At 73.1% G+C, this 17219-nt stretch carries 12 protein-coding genes; 8 read left to right on the top strand and 4 right to left on the bottom strand.

The window, feature by feature from the left end; genetic code table 11:
• Window positions 1-58: 58 nt before the first annotated feature.
• A complete protein-coding gene (locus tag ACZ4XJ_RS29810; protein WP_362881875.1) occupies window positions 59-385 on the bottom strand; it encodes a WhiB family transcriptional regulator in 327 nt (108 codons plus the stop codon).
• Between the two features lie 379 nt (window positions 386-764).
• Between ACZ4XJ_RS29810 and ACZ4XJ_RS29805 the strand changes: the two genes are divergently transcribed.
• The 4 genes from ACZ4XJ_RS29805 (at window position 765) to ACZ4XJ_RS29790 (ending at window position 5335) form a co-directional block, all read left to right on the top strand.
• The gene (locus tag ACZ4XJ_RS29805) at window positions 765-1376 is read left to right on the top strand and encodes a response regulator transcription factor (protein WP_003948568.1); all 612 of its coding nucleotides are present in this window, start codon (window positions 765-767) and stop codon (window positions 1374-1376) included.
• Window positions 1377-1741: 365 nt separating this feature from the next.
• Window positions 1742-2371 (top strand): sigma-70 family RNA polymerase sigma factor, encoded by a 630-nt coding sequence (locus ACZ4XJ_RS29800; RefSeq protein ID WP_362881873.1) that lies wholly within the window; start codon window positions 1742-1744, stop codon window positions 2369-2371.
• A 173-nt stretch (window positions 2372-2544) separates the two neighbouring features.
• The gene (gene guaB, locus ACZ4XJ_RS29795) at window positions 2545-4053 is read left to right on the top strand and encodes an IMP dehydrogenase (RefSeq protein ID WP_362881871.1); all 1509 of its coding nucleotides are present in this window, start codon (window positions 2545-2547) and stop codon (window positions 4051-4053) included.
• Between the two features lie 157 nt (window positions 4054-4210).
• A complete protein-coding gene (locus ACZ4XJ_RS29790) occupies window positions 4211-5335 on the top strand; it encodes a GuaB3 family IMP dehydrogenase-related protein (protein ID WP_362881870.1) in 1125 nt (374 codons plus the stop codon).
• Between the two features lie 135 nt (window positions 5336-5470).
• Here the strand turns inward: ACZ4XJ_RS29790 and ACZ4XJ_RS29785 are convergent, their stop codons facing one another.
• Together ACZ4XJ_RS29785 and ACZ4XJ_RS29780 are read right to left on the bottom strand one after the other, a co-directional pair.
• Window positions 5471-5968, bottom strand: a complete 498-nt coding sequence (locus ACZ4XJ_RS29785; RefSeq protein WP_468498008.1) for a hypothetical protein — start codon at window positions 5966-5968, stop codon at window positions 5471-5473.
• 192 nt (window positions 5969-6160) lie between these two features.
• Complete coding sequence (locus tag ACZ4XJ_RS29780) at window positions 6161-7390, bottom strand: nucleotide sugar dehydrogenase (RefSeq protein ID WP_362881867.1); 1230 nt, start codon at window positions 7388-7390, stop codon at window positions 6161-6163.
• 268 nt (window positions 7391-7658) lie between these two features.
• On the opposite strand from ACZ4XJ_RS29780, the gene ACZ4XJ_RS29775 reads away from it, so the two are divergent.
• Window positions 7659-9365 (top strand): glycerol-3-phosphate dehydrogenase/oxidase, encoded by a 1707-nt coding sequence (locus tag ACZ4XJ_RS29775; protein ID WP_362881865.1) that lies wholly within the window; start codon window positions 7659-7661, stop codon window positions 9363-9365.
• Between the two features lie 85 nt (window positions 9366-9450).
• On the opposite strand, the gene ACZ4XJ_RS29770 is transcribed toward ACZ4XJ_RS29775, so the two are convergent.
• On the bottom strand, window positions 9451-10023 hold the full coding sequence (locus tag ACZ4XJ_RS29770) for a hypothetical protein (protein ID WP_468498007.1): 573 nt from the start codon (window positions 10021-10023) through the stop codon (window positions 9451-9453).
• Window positions 10024-10108: 85 nt separating this feature from the next.
• On the opposite strand from ACZ4XJ_RS29770, the gene ACZ4XJ_RS29765 reads away from it, so the two are divergent.
• From ACZ4XJ_RS29765 to ACZ4XJ_RS29755, 3 genes are all read left to right on the top strand, one after another.
• A complete protein-coding gene (locus tag ACZ4XJ_RS29765) occupies window positions 10109-12559 on the top strand; it encodes a serine/threonine-protein kinase (protein ID WP_468498006.1) in 2451 nt (816 codons plus the stop codon).
• A 92-nt stretch (window positions 12560-12651) separates the two neighbouring features.
• Window positions 12652-15402 carry a serine/threonine-protein kinase gene (locus ACZ4XJ_RS29760; RefSeq protein ID WP_468498005.1) on the top strand — a complete coding sequence of 917 codons (2751 nt, stop codon included), beginning with the start codon at window positions 12652-12654 and terminating at the stop codon, window positions 15400-15402.
• A gap of 125 nt (window positions 15403-15527) precedes the next feature.
• The gene (locus ACZ4XJ_RS29755) at window positions 15528-17162 is read left to right on the top strand and encodes a serine/threonine-protein kinase (protein WP_468498004.1); all 1635 of its coding nucleotides are present in this window, start codon (window positions 15528-15530) and stop codon (window positions 17160-17162) included.
• Window positions 17163-17219: the final 57 nt, after the last annotated feature.

The following is a 17219-nucleotide window of genomic DNA, read 5'->3' as shown; positions in this document are numbered from 1 at the left end:
GGCCCGACGGATCCGAGGAAACGTTCCTTCGGGTGCTGTGGCGGGCGGGTTCGTGCGGTCAGTGCGGCGCGGTCGGTCCGATCGCACTCGATGCCGGGATCAGGCGGTGCCGTGCGCGGCCCATCAGCTCCTCGCGTTCGTCCTCGGTCAGGCCGCCCCACACCCCGTAGGGCTCGCGGACGGCGAGTGCGTGCGCGGCGCATTCCGCACGCACCGGGCATCTCATGCAGACCTCTTTAGCCGAGGCCTCGCGCGCGCTCCTGGCCGCGCCCCGCTCGCCTTCCGGATGGAAGAACAGGGAGCTGTCGACCCCGCGGCAGGCGGCGAGCAGCTGCCAGTCCCACAGGTCGGCGTTCGGTCCGGGGAGGCGGGAGAAATCTGCCATTGGTAGTCCTCTTGGGGCCGGTACTGAGGCGGATACGGTCCATGTCTCCACACCTACTGTCGGAGTAGATGTAAATATGACTCATTGGGAATCTAGCCTCAGACATGTGCCAAACGGAAGGAAAGCCGCCAAATAGGGCATAGCTCCAGATGGAGGACACGCGGTACGCGCCTCCACCGCCGTGATCGCTTCCTCACGTAGGGTGCTGAAGGTGTCCGTCCGACCCGTAACTCTTTCGAGTGACCATCGTTGAGAGTGCGAAGGCGGTTGAACCAAGAAGTTCTCGGACATGTGTCCGGGGGCATCGACCGCACAGGTGACGATACGTACCAGCCTGGAGGCTCAAGGTGACGCGCATCAGCAGCTGCGGAGGGCGGTCATGACATCCGTCCTCGTCTGCGACGATTCCCCGCTTGCCCGAGAGGCGCTCCGTCGCGCGGTTGCCACCGTGCCCGGCGTCGAGCGTGTGACGACGGCGGCCAACGGTGAGGAAGTCCTCCGCCGCTGGGGTGCCGACCGGTCCGACCTCATCCTGATGGATGTCCGGATGCCCGGGCTCGGTGGTGTCGAGACGGTCCGCCGGCTCCTCTCGGCCGACCCCGGCGCCCGCATCATCATGCTGACGGTCGCGGAGGACCTGGACGGCGTGGCGCTCGCCGTCGCAGCCGGTGCCCGCGGCTACCTGCACAAGGACGCCTCGCGCGCCGAACTGCGGGCCACGGTCACCCAGGCCCTCGCCGACCCGACCTGGAGGCTGGCCCCGCGCCGGCTGCGCTCGGCGGAGATGGGCGCAGCGCCCACCCTCACCGCGCGCGAGATCCAGGTGCTGGAGGGCATGAGCCACGGCCGGTCCAACGCGGAGATCGGGCGCGAGCTCTTCCTCTCCGAGGACACGGTCAAGACCCACGCCCGCCGGCTGTTCAAGAAGCTCGGCGCCTCGGACCGGGCGCACGCCGTGGCGCTCGGTTTCCGCTGGGGCCTCGTCCGCTGACCGCGGGGCCCGGGGCCGGCCACCGCGAGCGGTCCCGTCCGCCACCGGCGGACGGGGCGCCACCGCGGGGTGGCCCTTCGGGCGGCGGCGGTGCGGTCCGCCCGTGTCCCGCCGAACCCGGTGCACGCCCGGGGATTGGCGGGGCACAATCAAGGGGACGTGTCGCTTCGGGCGCGATGCCGCATGCTTGAGGTGTGCCGCATTCTTGGAGACGTGCAGTCCTCGGGGAAGATCCGGGCCGAGCGGAGGGGAGGGTGCAGGAGATGACTTCCGGCGCACCCGCTCCCAACGCTCCGCATAACGCTTCGACGCACAACACGGACCGCGGTGCCGCGAATCCTCCGACGCCAAGGCACCATGGATTGATGCGCGACGACGAGGCCCTGGGGTCACCCGCGGCCACCGGCCCGAACGGCGCCGCCAAGAGCGGTGGTACCGGGGCTGTCAGCGCGCTCGTACGGCGGGCCGTCGACGGTGACGAACAAGCCACGCACGATCTGCTCGCCTTCGTGCACCCCCTCGCGATCCGCTACTGCCGCACCCGCCTGTCGCGGCTCCCCGGTGACGCTCGTCACTTCGTGGAGGACCTGGCGCAGGAGGTCTGCGTCGCGGTGCTGATGGCTCTTCCGCGCTACCGGGACACCGGCCGCCCCTTCGAGGCGTTCGTCTTCGCCATCGCCGCGCACAAGGTCGCCGACCTCCAGCGGGCCGCGATGCGACACCCCGGCAGTACGGCCGTCCCCTCCGACGAGATGCCGGAGCGGCCGGACGACTCGCTCGGGCCGGAGGAACGCGCCCTGCTCAGCAGCGACGCCGCCTGGGCCAAGAAGCTGCTCGCCAACCTGCCCGAGAACCAGCGCGAGCTGCTCGTCCTGCGGGTGGCCGTCGGGCTGACCGCCGAGGAGACCGGGCAGATGCTCGGGATGTCCCCCGGCGCGGTGCGCGTCGCGCAGCACCGCGCGCTCAGCAGGCTCCGGGCGCTCGCCGAGCAGTGAGCCCGTCCGGCGGAACGAACGGGTCCGGTCCGTCGGCTCCGAGTGGCGTGAACTCGTCGATTCCATCGTAGGAAACGACGAAACTTCTGCCTGGTCCTGGTCGTGGAATGAGACGCTGCGGGATCCCGTTAGCATGGACATCCGCGCTGAGCAAGACCATTTGGGAAGGTGTCATGACTGACAGCGGTTCGACTGGAGTGCCCGACAAATTCGCCACGCTCGGACTGACCTACGACGACGTGCTGCTGCTGCCGGGCGCGTCGGACATGTCGCCTGACGCGATCGACACCTCCTCCCTCATCTCGCGGAACGTCCGGGTGAACGTCCCGCTGCTGTCCGCCGCCATGGACAAGGTCACCGAGGCCCGCATGGCCATCGCGATGGCCCGTCAGGGCGGCGTCGGCGTGCTGCACCGCAACCTGTCGATCGCCGACCAGGCGAACCAGGTCGACCTGGTCAAGCGGTCCGAGTCCGGCATGGTCACCGACCCGATCACCGTGCACCCGGACGCCACGCTGCGCGAGGCCGACGAGCTCTGCGCGAAGTTCCGGATCTCCGGCGTCCCGGTCACCGACCCGGCGGGCAAGCTGCTGGGCATCGTGACCAACCGCGACATGGCCTTCGAGTCGGACCGCAGCCGCCAGGTGCGCGAGGTCATGACCCCGATGCCGCTGGTCACCGGCAAGGTCGGCATCTCCGGCGTCGACGCGATGGAGCTGCTGCGCCGGCACAAGATCGAGAAGCTTCCGCTGGTCGACGAAACGGGCACCCTCAAGGGCCTCATCACCGTCAAGGACTTCGTCAAGGCCGAGAAGTACCCGAACGCCGCCAAGGACAAGGACGGCCGACTGCTGGTCGGCGCGGCCGTCGGCGTCGCCGGGGACGCGTACGAGCGCGCCCAGGCGCTCATCGAGGCGGGCGCCGACTTCATCGTCGTCGACACCGCGCACGGTCACTCGCGCCTGGTCGGCGACATGGTCGCCAAGATCAAGTCGAACTCCTCGGTGGACGTCATCGGCGGCAACGTCGCCACCCGCGACGGTGCCCAGGCCCTGATCGACGCCGGCTGCGACGGCATCAAGGTCGGTGTCGGCCCCGGCTCCATCTGCACCACCCGCGTCGTCGCAGGCATCGGCGTCCCGCAGGTCACCGCGATCTACGAGGCCTCGCTGGCCGCCAAGGCCGCGGGTGTCCCCGTCATCGGTGACGGCGGGCTCCAGTACTCCGGCGACATCGCCAAGGCGCTCGTCGCGGGCGCCGACACGGTGATGCTCGGCTCGCTCCTCGCCGGCTGCGAGGAGTCCCCGGGCGAGCTGCTGTTCATCAACGGCAAGCAGTTCAAGTCCTACCGCGGCATGGGCTCGCTCGGCGCGATGCAGACCCGCGGCGACCGCAAGTCCTTCTCCAAGGACCGCTACTTCCAGGAGGGCGTGGGCGGCGACGACAAGCTCATCCCCGAGGGCATCGAGGGTCAGGTCCCCTACCGCGGCCCGCTGTCCGCGGTCGTGCACCAGCTCGTCGGCGGTCTGCGCCAGTCGATGTTCTACGTCGGCGGTCGCACCGTTCCCGAGCTCCAGGACCGGGGCCGGTTCGTCCGGATCACCTCGGCGGGCCTCAAGGAGAGCCACCCGCACGACATCCAGATGACGGTCGAAGCGCCGAACTACAGCCGCAAGGGCTGAATCGCGTGAGGTGAGGGGCGGGCCCGGCGGAGCGCCGGGCCCGCCCCTTCGCCGTGCCCGGCCACGGCCGGGTGCGTCCGTACAGCGGTCACCGAAACGCAGTCCCGCGCCCGTCGGGGATACTGGACGGGCAGACCCACAGGAAAGGCCACCACACGTGACTGAGATCGAGATCGGGCGCGGCAAGCGCGGCCGCAGGGCGTACGCGTTCGACGACATCGCCATCGTCCCGAGCCGGCGTACCCGGGACCCGAAGGAGGTCTCGATCGCCTGGCAGATCGACGCGTACCGCTTCGAGCTCCCGTTCCTGGCCGCCCCCATGGACTCGGTCGTCTCCCCGCAGACCGCGATCCGCATCGGCGAGCTCGGCGGCCTCGGCGTGCTGAACCTCGAAGGACTGTGGACCCGCCACGAGGACCCGCAGCCGCTGCTCGACGAGATCGCCGGGCTGGACGAGGAGACGGCCACCCGCCGCCTCCAGGAGATCTACTCCGCTCCGATCCAGGCCGACCTGATCCGGCAGCGCATCAAGGAGGTGCGCGACTCGGGCGTCGTCACCGCCGCCGCGCTGTCCCCGCAGCGGACCGTCGAGTTCTCCAAGGCCGTCGTCGACGCGGGCGTGGACATCTTCGTGATCCGCGGCACCACGGTCTCCGCCGAGCACGTGTCGGGCGCCGCCGAGCCGCTGAACCTGAAGCAGTTCATCTACGAGCTCGACGTCCCGGTCATCGTGGGCGGCTGCGCCACCTACACCGCGGCCCTGCACCTGATGCGCACCGGCGCGGCGGGCGTCCTGGTCGGCTTCGGCGGCGGCGCCGCGCACACCACGCGCAACGTGCTCGGCATCCAGGTCCCGATGGCGACCGCCGTCGCGGACGTGGCCGCGGCCCGTCGCGACTACATGGACGAGTCCGGCGGCCGCTACGTGCACGTCATCGCCGACGGCGGCGTGGGCTGGTCCGGCGACATCCCGAAGGCCGTCGCCTGCGGCGCCGACGCCGTGATGATTGGCTCCCCGCTGGCCCGTGCCACCGACGCGCCCGGCAAGGGCCACCACTGGGGCATGGAGGCCGTCCACGAGGACGTGCCGCGCGGCAAGAAGGTCGACCTCGGTACGGTCGGCACCACCGAGGAGATCCTCACCGGCCCGTCGCACAGCCCGGACGGCTCGATGAACATCTTCGGCGCGCTGCGCCGTTCGATGGCCACCACCGGCTACAGCGAGCTCAAGGAGTTCCAGCGGGTCGAGGTCACCGTCGCGGACTCGCAGCACCGCCGCTGACCCACGGGTCGTACGCGTACCGGAGGGCCGGCACCCCGAGCGGGGTGCCGGCCCTCCGGCGTGCGCGGGGTCAGCCCAGGCCGTGGTGGCGGCGGCGCAGGCAGACGCCCTGCCCGGCCGGGCCGGTCGTGCGGGTCAGCCGGCGGCCTTTTTGGCCGCTCCGAAGGCCACGGCGGCGCCGATCACCAGGAAGGCGTGGTCCGTCACCTCCGCCGACTTCTGCCGGATGCCGGCCAGCCCGCCGAGGCCCTGGTCGACGACGACCTCGATCAGCCCGGTCGCGTTGACGTCGGCGATGACGAGGGCGATGAAGAGCAGCTGGCCGAGGTACAGGGCGCCGAGCGTCAGGGCCGCCGCGGCGGCGGGCAGCAGCGGGCCGCGTCCCCCGGCCTTGCCCGCGGCGAGGCCGACGAGCAGGCCGACGGCGACGGCCGCCCAGCTCGCCTGGCGGTCGATGGACCAGCCGACGGCGCTGTAGGCTCCGGCCCCGAAAAGGGCCGCGGCGAAGGCGGCGGCGAGGCCGAGGCCGGGGCCGCGCGGGACGACGACCGCCGGGAACGGCGTGGCGGCGGTCGAGGCGGTCGGCGCGGTGGCGCGGGACGCGGACATGGTCGTCTGGTGGCTCTGGGTCATTTCGAAAATCCCCCCCCAGGGATTCGTACGCGCATGGGGCCTTCGGTCATAAGCGCGTGATAAGCGACGCCGCAGGCTAACAGTGAGCACTGACATCGCACGGGGGTATTTCGCTCACCTGACCGAGTCGGGACGGGACGTGACCGGATGGGGATCGGGTCGTGATCTGAACGGATCGGTGGAACGCCCCGTTCAGAGCCGGTGGGCCGCCCCCGCCGGGCTGGCGCCCCGGGTGTCCAGGAGCAGTTGCGCCTTCACGGCCAGGCCCTGGAGGTCGTACGTGCGGTGGTGCTGGAGCAGGATCGTCAGGTCGGCGTCGGCGGCCGCCTCGTAGAGCGACTCGGCGCGGGGCACGGGCCGGTCCCGGACCCGCCAGCCGGTGATGTACGGGTCGTGGTAGCTGATCAGGGCCCCGAGGTCGATGAGCCGGCTGGCGATCTCGCTCGCCGGTGAGCCCTCCTGGTCGGCGAGGTCCTGCTTGTAGGTGACCCCGAGGAGCAGCACCCGGGCGCCGCGGGCGGACTTGCCGTGCTCGTTCAGCAGGGTGGCCGAGCGCTGGATGACGTACTGCGGCATCCGGTTGTTGATCTCCTGCGCCAGGCCGACCATGCGCAGCGGGTGACCGGGGGTGCGGGTGGTGTGAGGGAGGTAGTTCGGGTCGAGCGGGACCCCGTGGCCGCCGACGCCCGGGCCGGGCCGGAAGGCCTGGAACCCGTAGGGCTTCGTCTCGGCGCAGCGGATGACGTCCCACAGGTCGACGCCGAGGTCGTGGCACAGGACCGCCATCTCGTTCATGAGGGCGATGTTGACGTGCCGGTAATTGGTCTCCAGCAGCTGCACGGTCTCGGCCTCGCGCAGACCGCGGGCGCGGACGACCTTATCGGTGAGGCGGGCGTAGAAGGCGTGCGCGGACTCGGTGCAGGCGGGGGTGAGGCCGCCGATGACCTTGGGGGTGTTGGCGACGCCGTGCGTGCGGTTGCCCGGGTCCAGCCGACTGGGGGAGTAGGCCAGGTGGAAATCGCGCCCGGCGCGCAGCCCGGAGCCCTCTTCGAGGATCGGCCGCAGGTACTCGTCCGTGACGCCGGGGTGGGCGGCGGACTCCAGGATCACGGTGGTGTGCGGGCGGAGTCGGGCGGCGAGCGTACGGCCCGCCTCGCCGACCGCGGAGAGATCGAGCGCACGATCGGCGCCGAGCTGGGTAGGGGCACAGATGACGGCCGTACGGACCCGGCCGAGCTCGGCCGGATTGGTGGTGATGCGGAAGCCGGCCGCCGACATGCGGCGGATCTCGGCGGCGGTGAGGGTGCTGTCCGTGGCCGGACCGCTGTCGTAGCCGACGGTCTCGATTCCGGCGGCCACGGCCGCCTGGGCGAGGGGGAGGCCGAGGTGGCCGAGTCCGATGACGGCGAGATCTGCGGGCATGGGGGGCCGTCCCTTCCCTTTCCCTGACGTGAGGGGGCGGTGCTTGCTCGTCCGGTCGACAACGGAGGTCCGGAGCCCGACAGGAGCTGGCGCTATGTCAGACTAGGCGTATATATGACAGAAATGTCGCATTCTGGGGTGGTGGTCGCCGTTGTGTTGTCCACAGGCGGTGGCCGATGTGGGGACGGACGGTCACAATCGGGAACGGGGGGACGTGGGCGGACCGCCCGCCCCGAGCGGGTAGGGCCCGCAGCAACGGGAGGCAGCCGTGAGGACAGCGACACTGGGACCGGCACAGCGGGCCGAAGCGCTCGCCCGGATGGCCGAACGGGAACTGGACGTCCTGGTCGTGGGCGCGGGCGTGGTCGGCGCCGGCACCGCGCTGGACGCCGTGACCAGGGGCCTGTCGACCGGCCTGGTGGAGGCGAGGGACTGGGCCTCCGGCACGTCGAGCAGGTCGAGCAAGCTCATCCACGGCGGGCTCCGCTACCTGGAGATGCTCGACTTCGCGCTCGTCCGGGAGGCCCTGAAGGAACGCGGCCTGCTGCTGGAACGGCTGGCCCCGCACCTGGTCAAGCCGGTGCCGTTCCTCTATCCCCTCCAGCACAAGGGCTGGGAACGCTTCTACGCCGGCTCGGGCGTCGCCCTCTACGACGCCATGTCGATCTCCAGCGGACACGGCCGCGGCCTGCCCACGCACCGGCACCTCTCGCGCACGCGCGCGCTGCGCATCGCCCCGGCCCTGCGCAAGGACGCCCTGGTCGGAGCCCTGCAGTACTACGACGCCCAGATGGACGACGCGCGCTACGTCGCCACGCTGGTGCGCACGGCCTCCGCGTACGGGGCGCACTGTGCCAACCGGGCGCGGGTGGTCGGCTTCCTGCGCGAGGGCGAACGGGTCGTCGGCGCGCGGGTGCGGGACGTGGAGGGCGGCGCCGAGTACGAGATCCGCGCCAAGCAGGTCGTCAACGCCACCGGGGTGTGGACGGACGACACCCAGGCGCTGATCGGCGAGCGCGGGCAGTTCCACGTCCGCGCCTCGAAGGGCATCCACCTGGTCGTACCGAAGGACCGGATCCATTCGAGCACCGGGCTGATCCTGCGGACCGAGAAGTCGGTGCTGTTCGTGATCCCGTGGGGCCGCCACTGGATCGTGGGCACCACGGACACGGACTGGGACCTCGACAAGGCGCATCCGGCCGCCTCCAGCGCCGACATCGACTACGTGCTGGAGCACGTCAACTCGGTGCTGGCCGTGCCCCTGACGCGCGCCGACGTCCAGGGCGTCTACGCGGGCCTGCGGCCGCTGCTGGCCGGGGAGTCGGACGCGACGAGCAAGCTCTCGCGGGAGCACACGGTGGCGCATCCGGTGCCGGGGCTCGTGGTGGTGGCGGGCGGCAAGTACACGACGTACCGGGTCATGGCGAAGGACGCGGTCGACGAGGCGGTGCACGGGCTGGACCAACGCGTCGCGGACTGCGTCACGGAGGACGTGCCGCTCGTGGGGGCCGAGGGCTACCGGGCCCTGTGGAACGCCCGCGCCCGCACGGCCGCCCGGACGGGGCTCCACGTGGTGCGGGTGGAGCACCTGTTGAACCGGTACGGCTCGCTGACGGAGGAACTGCTCGACCTCATCGCGAAGGATCCCGGACTCGGCGAGCCGGTGTCCGGGGCGGACGACTACCTGCGGGCCGAGGTCGTCTACGCGGCCTCGCACGAGGGGGCGCGGCACCTGGACGACGTGCTGACGCGGCGGACCCGGATCTCCATCGAGACCTTCGACCGGGGGACGCGGTCCGCCCGGGAGTGCGCGGAATTGATGGCTCCGGTACTGGGGTGGGACGAGCAGCAGATCGAGAAGGAAGTGGAGCACTACGAGAAGCGGGTACAGGCGGAACGGGAGTCGCAGCGCCAGCCCGACGACCAGACGGCGGACGCGGCGCGGCTGGGGGCGCCCGACATCGTTCCGTTGTAACTCCGCGATGCGGAAGGCGGAACCGCGGACCCGGGGCGTCCGTCCGTTGCGGAGTGAGCAACAATGAGGTTTCTGCCGGGGCGGGTTATCGTGCCCCCCGGCGGCTGCCGGGGCAGCCGGGGCAGGCTGCACGAACGCAGAGGGGACGCATGTCGAAGCCGGAGCACACCGAGTCGCCTGCCGGGGCGCCTGCGGCGAAGCGGGATGGCGGGGACGAGGCTGCGTCTTCGGCGGTGCCGTCCGCGAGCGCGCCCGCCGCGCGGGACACGAAGCCCGAGGCGGCGAGGACCGTGCCCGCGCCGAGGTCCCGATCCGGATCGGGTGCCGGGAGTCGGAAACCGGCCACGCCGTCGGCGGCGAAGCGGAAGCCGAAGCCGAAGCCGGTCGAGCCGTCAGTGGTGGGTGTCGAGGTCGGCGCCGAGGACGTGGAACCGGGTGCCGCTGCGGCGAAGCCGGGTGTTGCCGAGGTGGGCTCTGCGGCGGCGAAGCCGCGTGCGGCCGGGGCGGGTGCGGGCGAGGTGCCCGTGGCCGGATCTGGTGGGTCCATACCCCTGACGAAGAAGCCGACTTCGGCGGACGCCACCCCGGTTGCCGGTGCGCCGGCCGAGCCTGCTGACGCGACGTCGGCCGATGCCGACGCGGCGACGCCGACCGTCACCGAGGGTGCGGCGGAGCCTGCGGATGCGCGGCCGGCTGACGCCGATGGCGCCAAGTCGACCCTTGCCGAGGTTGCGCCGGAGCCGGTGGATGCGCCGCGGCCGGCTGACGTCGGTGGCGCCAAGTCGACCCTTGCCGAGGGTGCGGCGGAGCCGGCGGGTGCGCGGCCGGCCGCCGGTGCCGGGGCCAAGGCCTCGAAGTTGAACTTCGCCAAGCCCGCCGCCCAGCCCGCTGACGCCCCGTCGTCCGAGGCCGGTGCGGAGGCCGCGCCGGCGAGCCCGCCCAAGGCCGTACCCGCTGACGACCCGTCGGCCGCGGCCCCGCCCGCGGACGCGAAGCCCACCGAGGCGGCGAAGCCGGAGCTTGCCAAGGACGTGGCAGAGCCCGCCGCTGCGAAGTCGGGCCCCGCCGAGCCCGTCGCCGAGCCCGCTGACGCGCCGACCTCGGACCGGCCCGCTGCCGCGAAGGCCGAGGCTGCCGCCAAGCCCCTCGCGGACGACGGGGTGCGGCGGCCGACCGGGGCGGTGCGGACCGCCGCGTTCCCGCCGGCGCCCGGGCAGGGCAACGGGAAGGACCAGGGGCGTCTGCTCGCCGGCCGGTACCGACTGGGCTCCGTGCTCGGCAAGGGCGGCATGGGCACCGTGTGGCGTGCCGAGGACGAGGTCCTCGGCCGGACCGTCGCCGTCAAGGAACTCCGCTTCGGCAGCGGCGTCGACGAGGACGAGAAGCGCCGCCTCATCACCCGCACCCTGCGCGAGGCCAAGGCGATCGCCCGCATCCGTAGCGCCGGCGCCGTCACCGTCTTCGACGTGGTCGACGAGGACGCCCGCCCCTGGATCGTCATGGAACTCGTGGAGGGCTCCTCGCTCGCCGAGTTCGTCCGGGAGAACGGCCCCCTCACCCCGCGCCGCGCCGCCGAGGTCGGCCTCGCGGTGCTCGACGTCCTGCGTGCCGCGCACCAGCAGGGGATCCTGCACCGAGACGTCAAGCCGTCCAACGTGCTCATCGCCGGCACCGGCCGGGTCGTCCTGACGGACTTCGGCATCGCGCAGGTCGAGGGCGACCCCTCGATCACCTCCACCGGCATGCTCGTCGGCGCCCCCTCGTACATCTCGCCCGAGCGCGCCCGCGGCCAGAAGCCGGGCCCGCCCGCCGACATGTGGTCGCTCGGCGGCCTGCTGTACGCGGCGGTCGAGGGCGTGCCCCCGTACGACAAGGGCTCCGCGCTCGCCACCCTCACCGCGGTGATGACCGAGGCGGTGGACCCTCCGCAGAACGCCGGCCCGCTGACCGAGGTCATCTACGGCCTGCTGGTCAAGGACCCGGCCCTGCGGCTCGGCGACGAGCAGGCCCGCACGATGCTGACCTCGGTGCTCAACGCTCCCGATCCCGAACCGGCGCCGCTGCCGGTGCCGGCCGTGGAGGAGACGCGACAGATGTCCCTCTCCCCGGCGGACGCGGTATCCGACATGGCGGCGGACAAGGCGGCGGAGAGGGCGGCCGAGAAGGCCGCGGAGAAGGCCGCGGAGAAGGCCGCCAAGAAGGAACGCGACCGGCGCGAGCGCGAACAGCGCGAACGGACGCGCGCCGCGCTGAAGTCGACCCGCAAGGCGGCCGCCGCCGAGGCCGCGGCGACCGCCGCGGCGGCTTCCGCCGCCAAGGCGCCGAACCGGCCCGCTCCCGTGCCGGCGTCGCTCACCGACGTGATGTCGCGCCGCACGATCGTGCTCGCGATAGCCGGCGTCGTCGTGGTCCTCGCCGTGATCGGCTCGCTCATCGCGTACGCGATGAGCGGTGACGACGCCAAGGACCAGGGCAAGGGCAAGGGCGGCCCGGGTCCGGTCTCCTCCGGCACCCCGACGCCCGGCACGTCCGCCGGCGCCGGCGCGGGCGGCACCGCCCCGAGCCCGGCCCCGAGCACGCCCGGACAGGACGGCCGGCCCAGCACCACCCCCGGCGGCGGCGCGAGCGCGGATCCCGGCCAGGGCCAGGGACAGAACCAGGGTCAGGGCCAAGGTCAGAATCAAGGCCAGGGTCAGGGCCAGGGTCAGGGCACCGGTCCGGGTGGCCCCGGCGGACTGCCCGCCGGGTACGCCATGGTGTCGGAACCCCGGTTCCGCTTCTCGATGGCGATGCCCGAGGGCTTCCACCAGACGGCCACCGCCGGCAAGAACTCCGGCGGCATATACAGCCGCGACGGCGGCTTCCCGCGGATCCAGGTCGACTTCGGCGACAAGCCGACCGACGACGCCCGCCTCGCGTGGGCCCAGCTCGCGCCCGCCGTGGCCGGCAGCAGCACGGACTACCGCCTCCTGCGCCTGGACAAGGTGGACTACCGCGGCTACCCGACCGTCGCCGACTGGGAGTTCGAGCGCGAGCAGCAGGGCGTCAAGGTCAGGGTCCTCAACCGCGGCTTCAAGGTGGACGCGCAGCACGGCTACGCCATCATGATCAGCTGCGCCGCGGACCAGTGGGACGGTGCCGAATGCACCCAGATGCGCAACACGGCGTTCGAGACCTTCCAGGTGCTCGGCTGACGAGCCTCGCCAGGCCCAGGACGCGGGCGCCATGAGCGTCGTATCGTGTCGAGGGGGGCCATGGGGGGCCCGACGCACTCGGGGGAGTCGATGTGGAGGACTACGCGGGCCGGATCCTGGCCGACCGCTACCGTCTGCCGCTGCCGCCGTCCGACGAGTACGAGCTGACGGAGACCAGGGCCTTCGACACCCGTAGCGGGCAGGAAGTCCTGGTCCGGCAGGTGCCGTTGCCGGAGGTCGTGGACGCCGAGCTGCTCGACGGGTCGTACGGACCGCAGGCCGCGCAGCGGCAACGCACGGGCGAACTGCCAGCGGTGCGGCGGGCGATCGCCGCCGCGCAGGCGGCCGCGTCCGTACCCGACCACGCGCGCCTGGACCAGGTCTTCGACGTGTTCGCGGAGGGCGGTTCGCTGTGGATCGTCAGCGAACTCGTCCCGGCGAGGCCGCTGGCGGCGTTGATCGCCGAGGAACCGCTGAGTCCGTACCGGGCGGCGGAAGTGGCCTCCGACGTGCTGACCGCGCTGCGGGTGCTGCACGCGCACGGCTGGACGCACCGGAACATCACCGTCCGGACGGTGTTGATATGCGATGACGGCCGTGTCGTCCTGACCGGGCTGGCGGCGGGCGCCGCCGAGGAGGCCCTGTGCGGGTACGACCCGGTGCCGCGCCCCGACTTCGAGGACCCCGCGGACACGAGCTCGGGATGGGACCCGCCGACCGGCCCCGGCCCCGGGTACGACGGCCCCGGCGCCGGGGTGCTCTCGCCGGAGCCGCCCGGTGCCGGTTTCGGGGCGCGGGAGTGGGCGCCGTCGGAGCCGCCCGCCGAGGGGGCCGCGTACGCGCCGGAGCCGCCGGCGCCCGGGCCGGCGTACGCGCCGCTCGTCGCTCCCGGCTACGACACCGGGCCGCGGTACTCCGACCACATCACCCCGCAGCGGGCGCTGCCCCCGCAGGACGACGCGGCCGACCTCCGGGCGACCGCCCGCGCCGGCACCATCGCCGCCTACCGGGCCGGGGCGCGGGCCGCCGCCGCGAAGGTGGCCGGGGAGCGCGGGGCCGCGACCGGGGCCGAACCGCCGCCGGGCCTCCTGCCGCCCGTGCGGCCGACGGGTGCCAACCTGCCGCAGGGCTACGCGTACCCGTACGGCGGTCCGGACGGCGCCGCCGCCCCGCCCTGGCACGGCGCCGGCCGGCGCACCCAGCCGGCGGAGCCGCAGCCGGCGGAGCCGCCGCGCCGGGAGCTCCCGGCGCCGTCGGGGGAGGAACCGTCCGAGCCGCCCTACGAGGAGTTCTTCGCGCCGGAGCCGGAGCCGGAGGCCCCGGCCGCCGACGCGGGCCGGCCCGCCCTCCCCGCCCGACTCGCCCTGCCCCAGGGCTACCAGCAGGCGGAGGCCCCCGGCGGACCCCCGACCCCGGCCCCGGCCCCGGCCCCGACCCCGCCGCCCCGTCGCAGCGGCTGGGACACGTCCGGCGGTCACCGGCCCGGCGCCGCCGCGCGCCCCGCCCTCCCGGTGCCGTCCCCCGCGACCCCGCCCGCCGGCGGCCGGGACACCACCGGCTCACGACGCCCGGCCCCGACGTCCGCCCCGCTGCCCGTCGCCCCGGCCCGGGGCGGCTGGGACGCGCCCGGCGGGCGCGGTGGGGGTCCGCGTACCGGCTTGGACGCCGAGCGGGCCCGGCAGACGCGGATGGCCGTCGTCGGGGCCGTGACCGAGCGGTGGGCGCCCGAACAGGCCGGGCCCGTGCACGGCCACTGGCAGCTCGCCGCGCCCGTCGGCCCGGCCACCGACCTGTGGGCGCTCGGCGCCCTGCTGTACCGGGCCGTACAGGGCCACGCCCCGTACCCCGAGGACAGCGTGGCCGAACTCGTCGAGATGGTGTGCGCGGAGTCCCCCGCGTTCGCCGAGGAGTGCGGCCCGCTGCGCCCGGTCGTGGAATCACTGCTGCGCCAGGACCCCACCGAGCGGCCCGACTTCGAGGAGCTGCGCGGCTGGCTGCGCTCCCTCGTGCGCTCCGCTCCGGAGCCCGACGGCGCGTTCGGCGCGCTCCCGACGGCGGAACCCGACCCGACCCGGCTGCCCCTGCCGCGCCGGCGCGGCGAACTGCACGGGCGACACCGCAACCCGGCCGCCCCGCGCAAGCCGCGGGCCCTGGGCCGGACCCTGCTCGTCGGGGTCCTGGCCGTCCTCGCCGGGGCGGTGGCGTACGCGATGCTGTTCATGCCCCGGTCCGGGGACCCGGAGGCCGGGGGGCAGCAGCCGACGGCGGCGCAGAGTCCCAAGCCCTCCGCCTCCGCGCCGACCGGGAGCGGCCCGGCGCGGCCCGAGCCGAGCCGCACCCCCTCGGCGAGCCCCGAGTCCAAGCCCGCCCCGCAGGCGGACGCGCCCGCGCCGCAGGGCTTCACCGTCCAGCAGGACCCGGCGCACTTCTCGATCGCGGTGCCCGACGGCTGGGAGCGGCAGACCATCAACGAGGCCGGTCAGGTGCGCTACGTCCAGGGACAGTTCACCCTGATCGTGGTGCCGGGCCGGGACCAGGTGGAGGGCGGCAGCCCGGATCCGGTGGGCTACCAGAAGGACAAGGAGCCGGAACTGGCCCCGTACCGCAACTCCACCTGGGCCTCCGCCGGCGACGTGAAGTCCACGAAGGTGGGCCAGCAGCTGCGGGTCACCGGTCGGTACACCTGGATCGACGCGGCGGGCCGGTCCCTGTTCGCCCGGAACTTCGTCGTCGCGCTCGGCGGCAAGTACCACATCGTCATGGTGACGGGTCCGGAGGACAACCAGGACAAGGTCACCGACGTCTTCGAGAAGGCCACGGCGAGTTACAAGTCCGGGGGTTGAGGAAGGACTGACGGCCTGTCAATACGGCAATTGCGTCACAGTGCCGCCCTACCGCCCCCGCGCGGTTTCGGCTCTGGCCGCAGGCTCCGTAATCTGGCCCGAAGTGCACAGAGCGGCGGGGTTTCGTGGAACAGCAGACAGGCGCGGGTGCGGTGCTCGCGGGCCGGTACCGGCTCGTGGAGCCCATCGGCAGTGGCGGCATGGGCAAGGTGTGGCGTGCGCACGATGAGCTGCTGCACCGGACCGTGGCCGTCAAGGAACTGACGGCGGGTCTGTACGTGGCCCAGGCGGACCGTGAGGTCCTGCACGCCCGTACCCAGAAGGAGGCGCGGGCGGCGGCCCGGATCCAGCATCCGGCGGTCGTCACCGTGCACGACGTACTGGAACACGACGACCGGCCGTGGATCGTCATGGAGTACATCGACGGCCCCTCCCTCGCCGAGGCCGCGAAGGCGGCGGGCCGCATCGAGCCCATGGAGGCCGCCCGGATCGGGCTGCACGTGCTGGGCGCGCTGCGCGCCGCGCACGCGGTCGGCGTGCTGCACCGGGACGTGAAGCCCGGCAACGTGCTGCTCGCCAAGGACGGTCGGGTGCTGCTGACCGACTTCGGCATCGCGGCGATCGAGGGCGACTCCTCCATCACCCGGACTGGGGAACTCGTCGGCTCCATCGACTACCTGGCCCCGGAGCGGGTCACCGGCGGGGCCCCCGACCCGGCCTCCGACCTGTGGTCGCTCGGCGCGACCCTGTACACGGCCGTCGAGGCCCTGTCGCCGTTCCGGCGGACCTCGCCCATCTCCAGCCTCCAGGCCGTCGTCAACGACGAACCGCCCGCCCTGCGGCAGTCCGGCGCGCTGGGACCGGTGATCACCGCCCTGCTGCGCAAGGATCCCGCCGAGCGTCCGTCGGCGGCCGAGGCCGAGCAGATGCTGTTGCAGGCCATGGAGGGCCGGGAGCCCAAGGCCGCGCAGGCCTACGTGCCCACCCGTGCGGTGACCGCGGACGAGCGCGAGTCCCTGGAGGCGGCCCCCCAGCCGCCGCCGGAGCCGGCCCCCGCCGCCCCGGCCGCGACCACCGCCGTCCCGGTGGCCGCGCCGGCCCCCGCCGGGTCGACCCCCGGCCGGCTCAAGCGGGCCGCCGCCGTGGCCGTGGTGGCGGCGCTGCTCGGCGGTGGCGGCGTGTTCGGCGTACTGACCTGGCTGGAGGGGCCCGACGGCGGGACCGAGGGCAGGAGCGGGTCGAAGCCCTCGGCGGGCGCGCCCGACGTCGCCGCGTCCGGTGACGACGCCGCGACCAAGCCGGTGCCGGCGGGCTGGAAGCGGGTCCAGGACGAGGAGGGGTTCACGCTCTTCGTCCCGGAGGGCTGGCAGCGCCTGATGAACGGCAACCAGATCGACTACACCCCCGACAACGGCCGGCACGTCCTGCGGATCGCCATCGACACCACCCCGGACTACCCGAACCCGTACATGCACGTCCTCGACATGGAACGACAGGTCAAGGAACGCATGGACTACAGGCGCGAGATCCTGCGCCAGAACAGCTTCCGGGACACGGCCCTGGGCGCCCAGTGGGACTTCAGCTGGACCGAGAAGGTGCAGTTCCCCGGACCGCGCCGGGCCATCGAGCAGATGTACGTGACGCCCGAGGGCGTCGAGTACGCGATCTACATGGCCGGGCCGGTGAGCGACTGGACGAAGACGCGGCAACAGTTCGACGTCGTGCTCAGCGGGTGGCAGGCGGCGCCCAAGAAGGGCTGATCGCGCCACACCGCACCCAATGCGCCAGCGATCACTGGCAGACTTGGCAAAATCCGG

The organism is Streptomyces sp. NPDC029836 (assembly GCF_055574495.1).
Note: the sequence above shows the minus strand (reverse complement) of the source record. Positions and strands in the feature narration are given on the sequence as shown.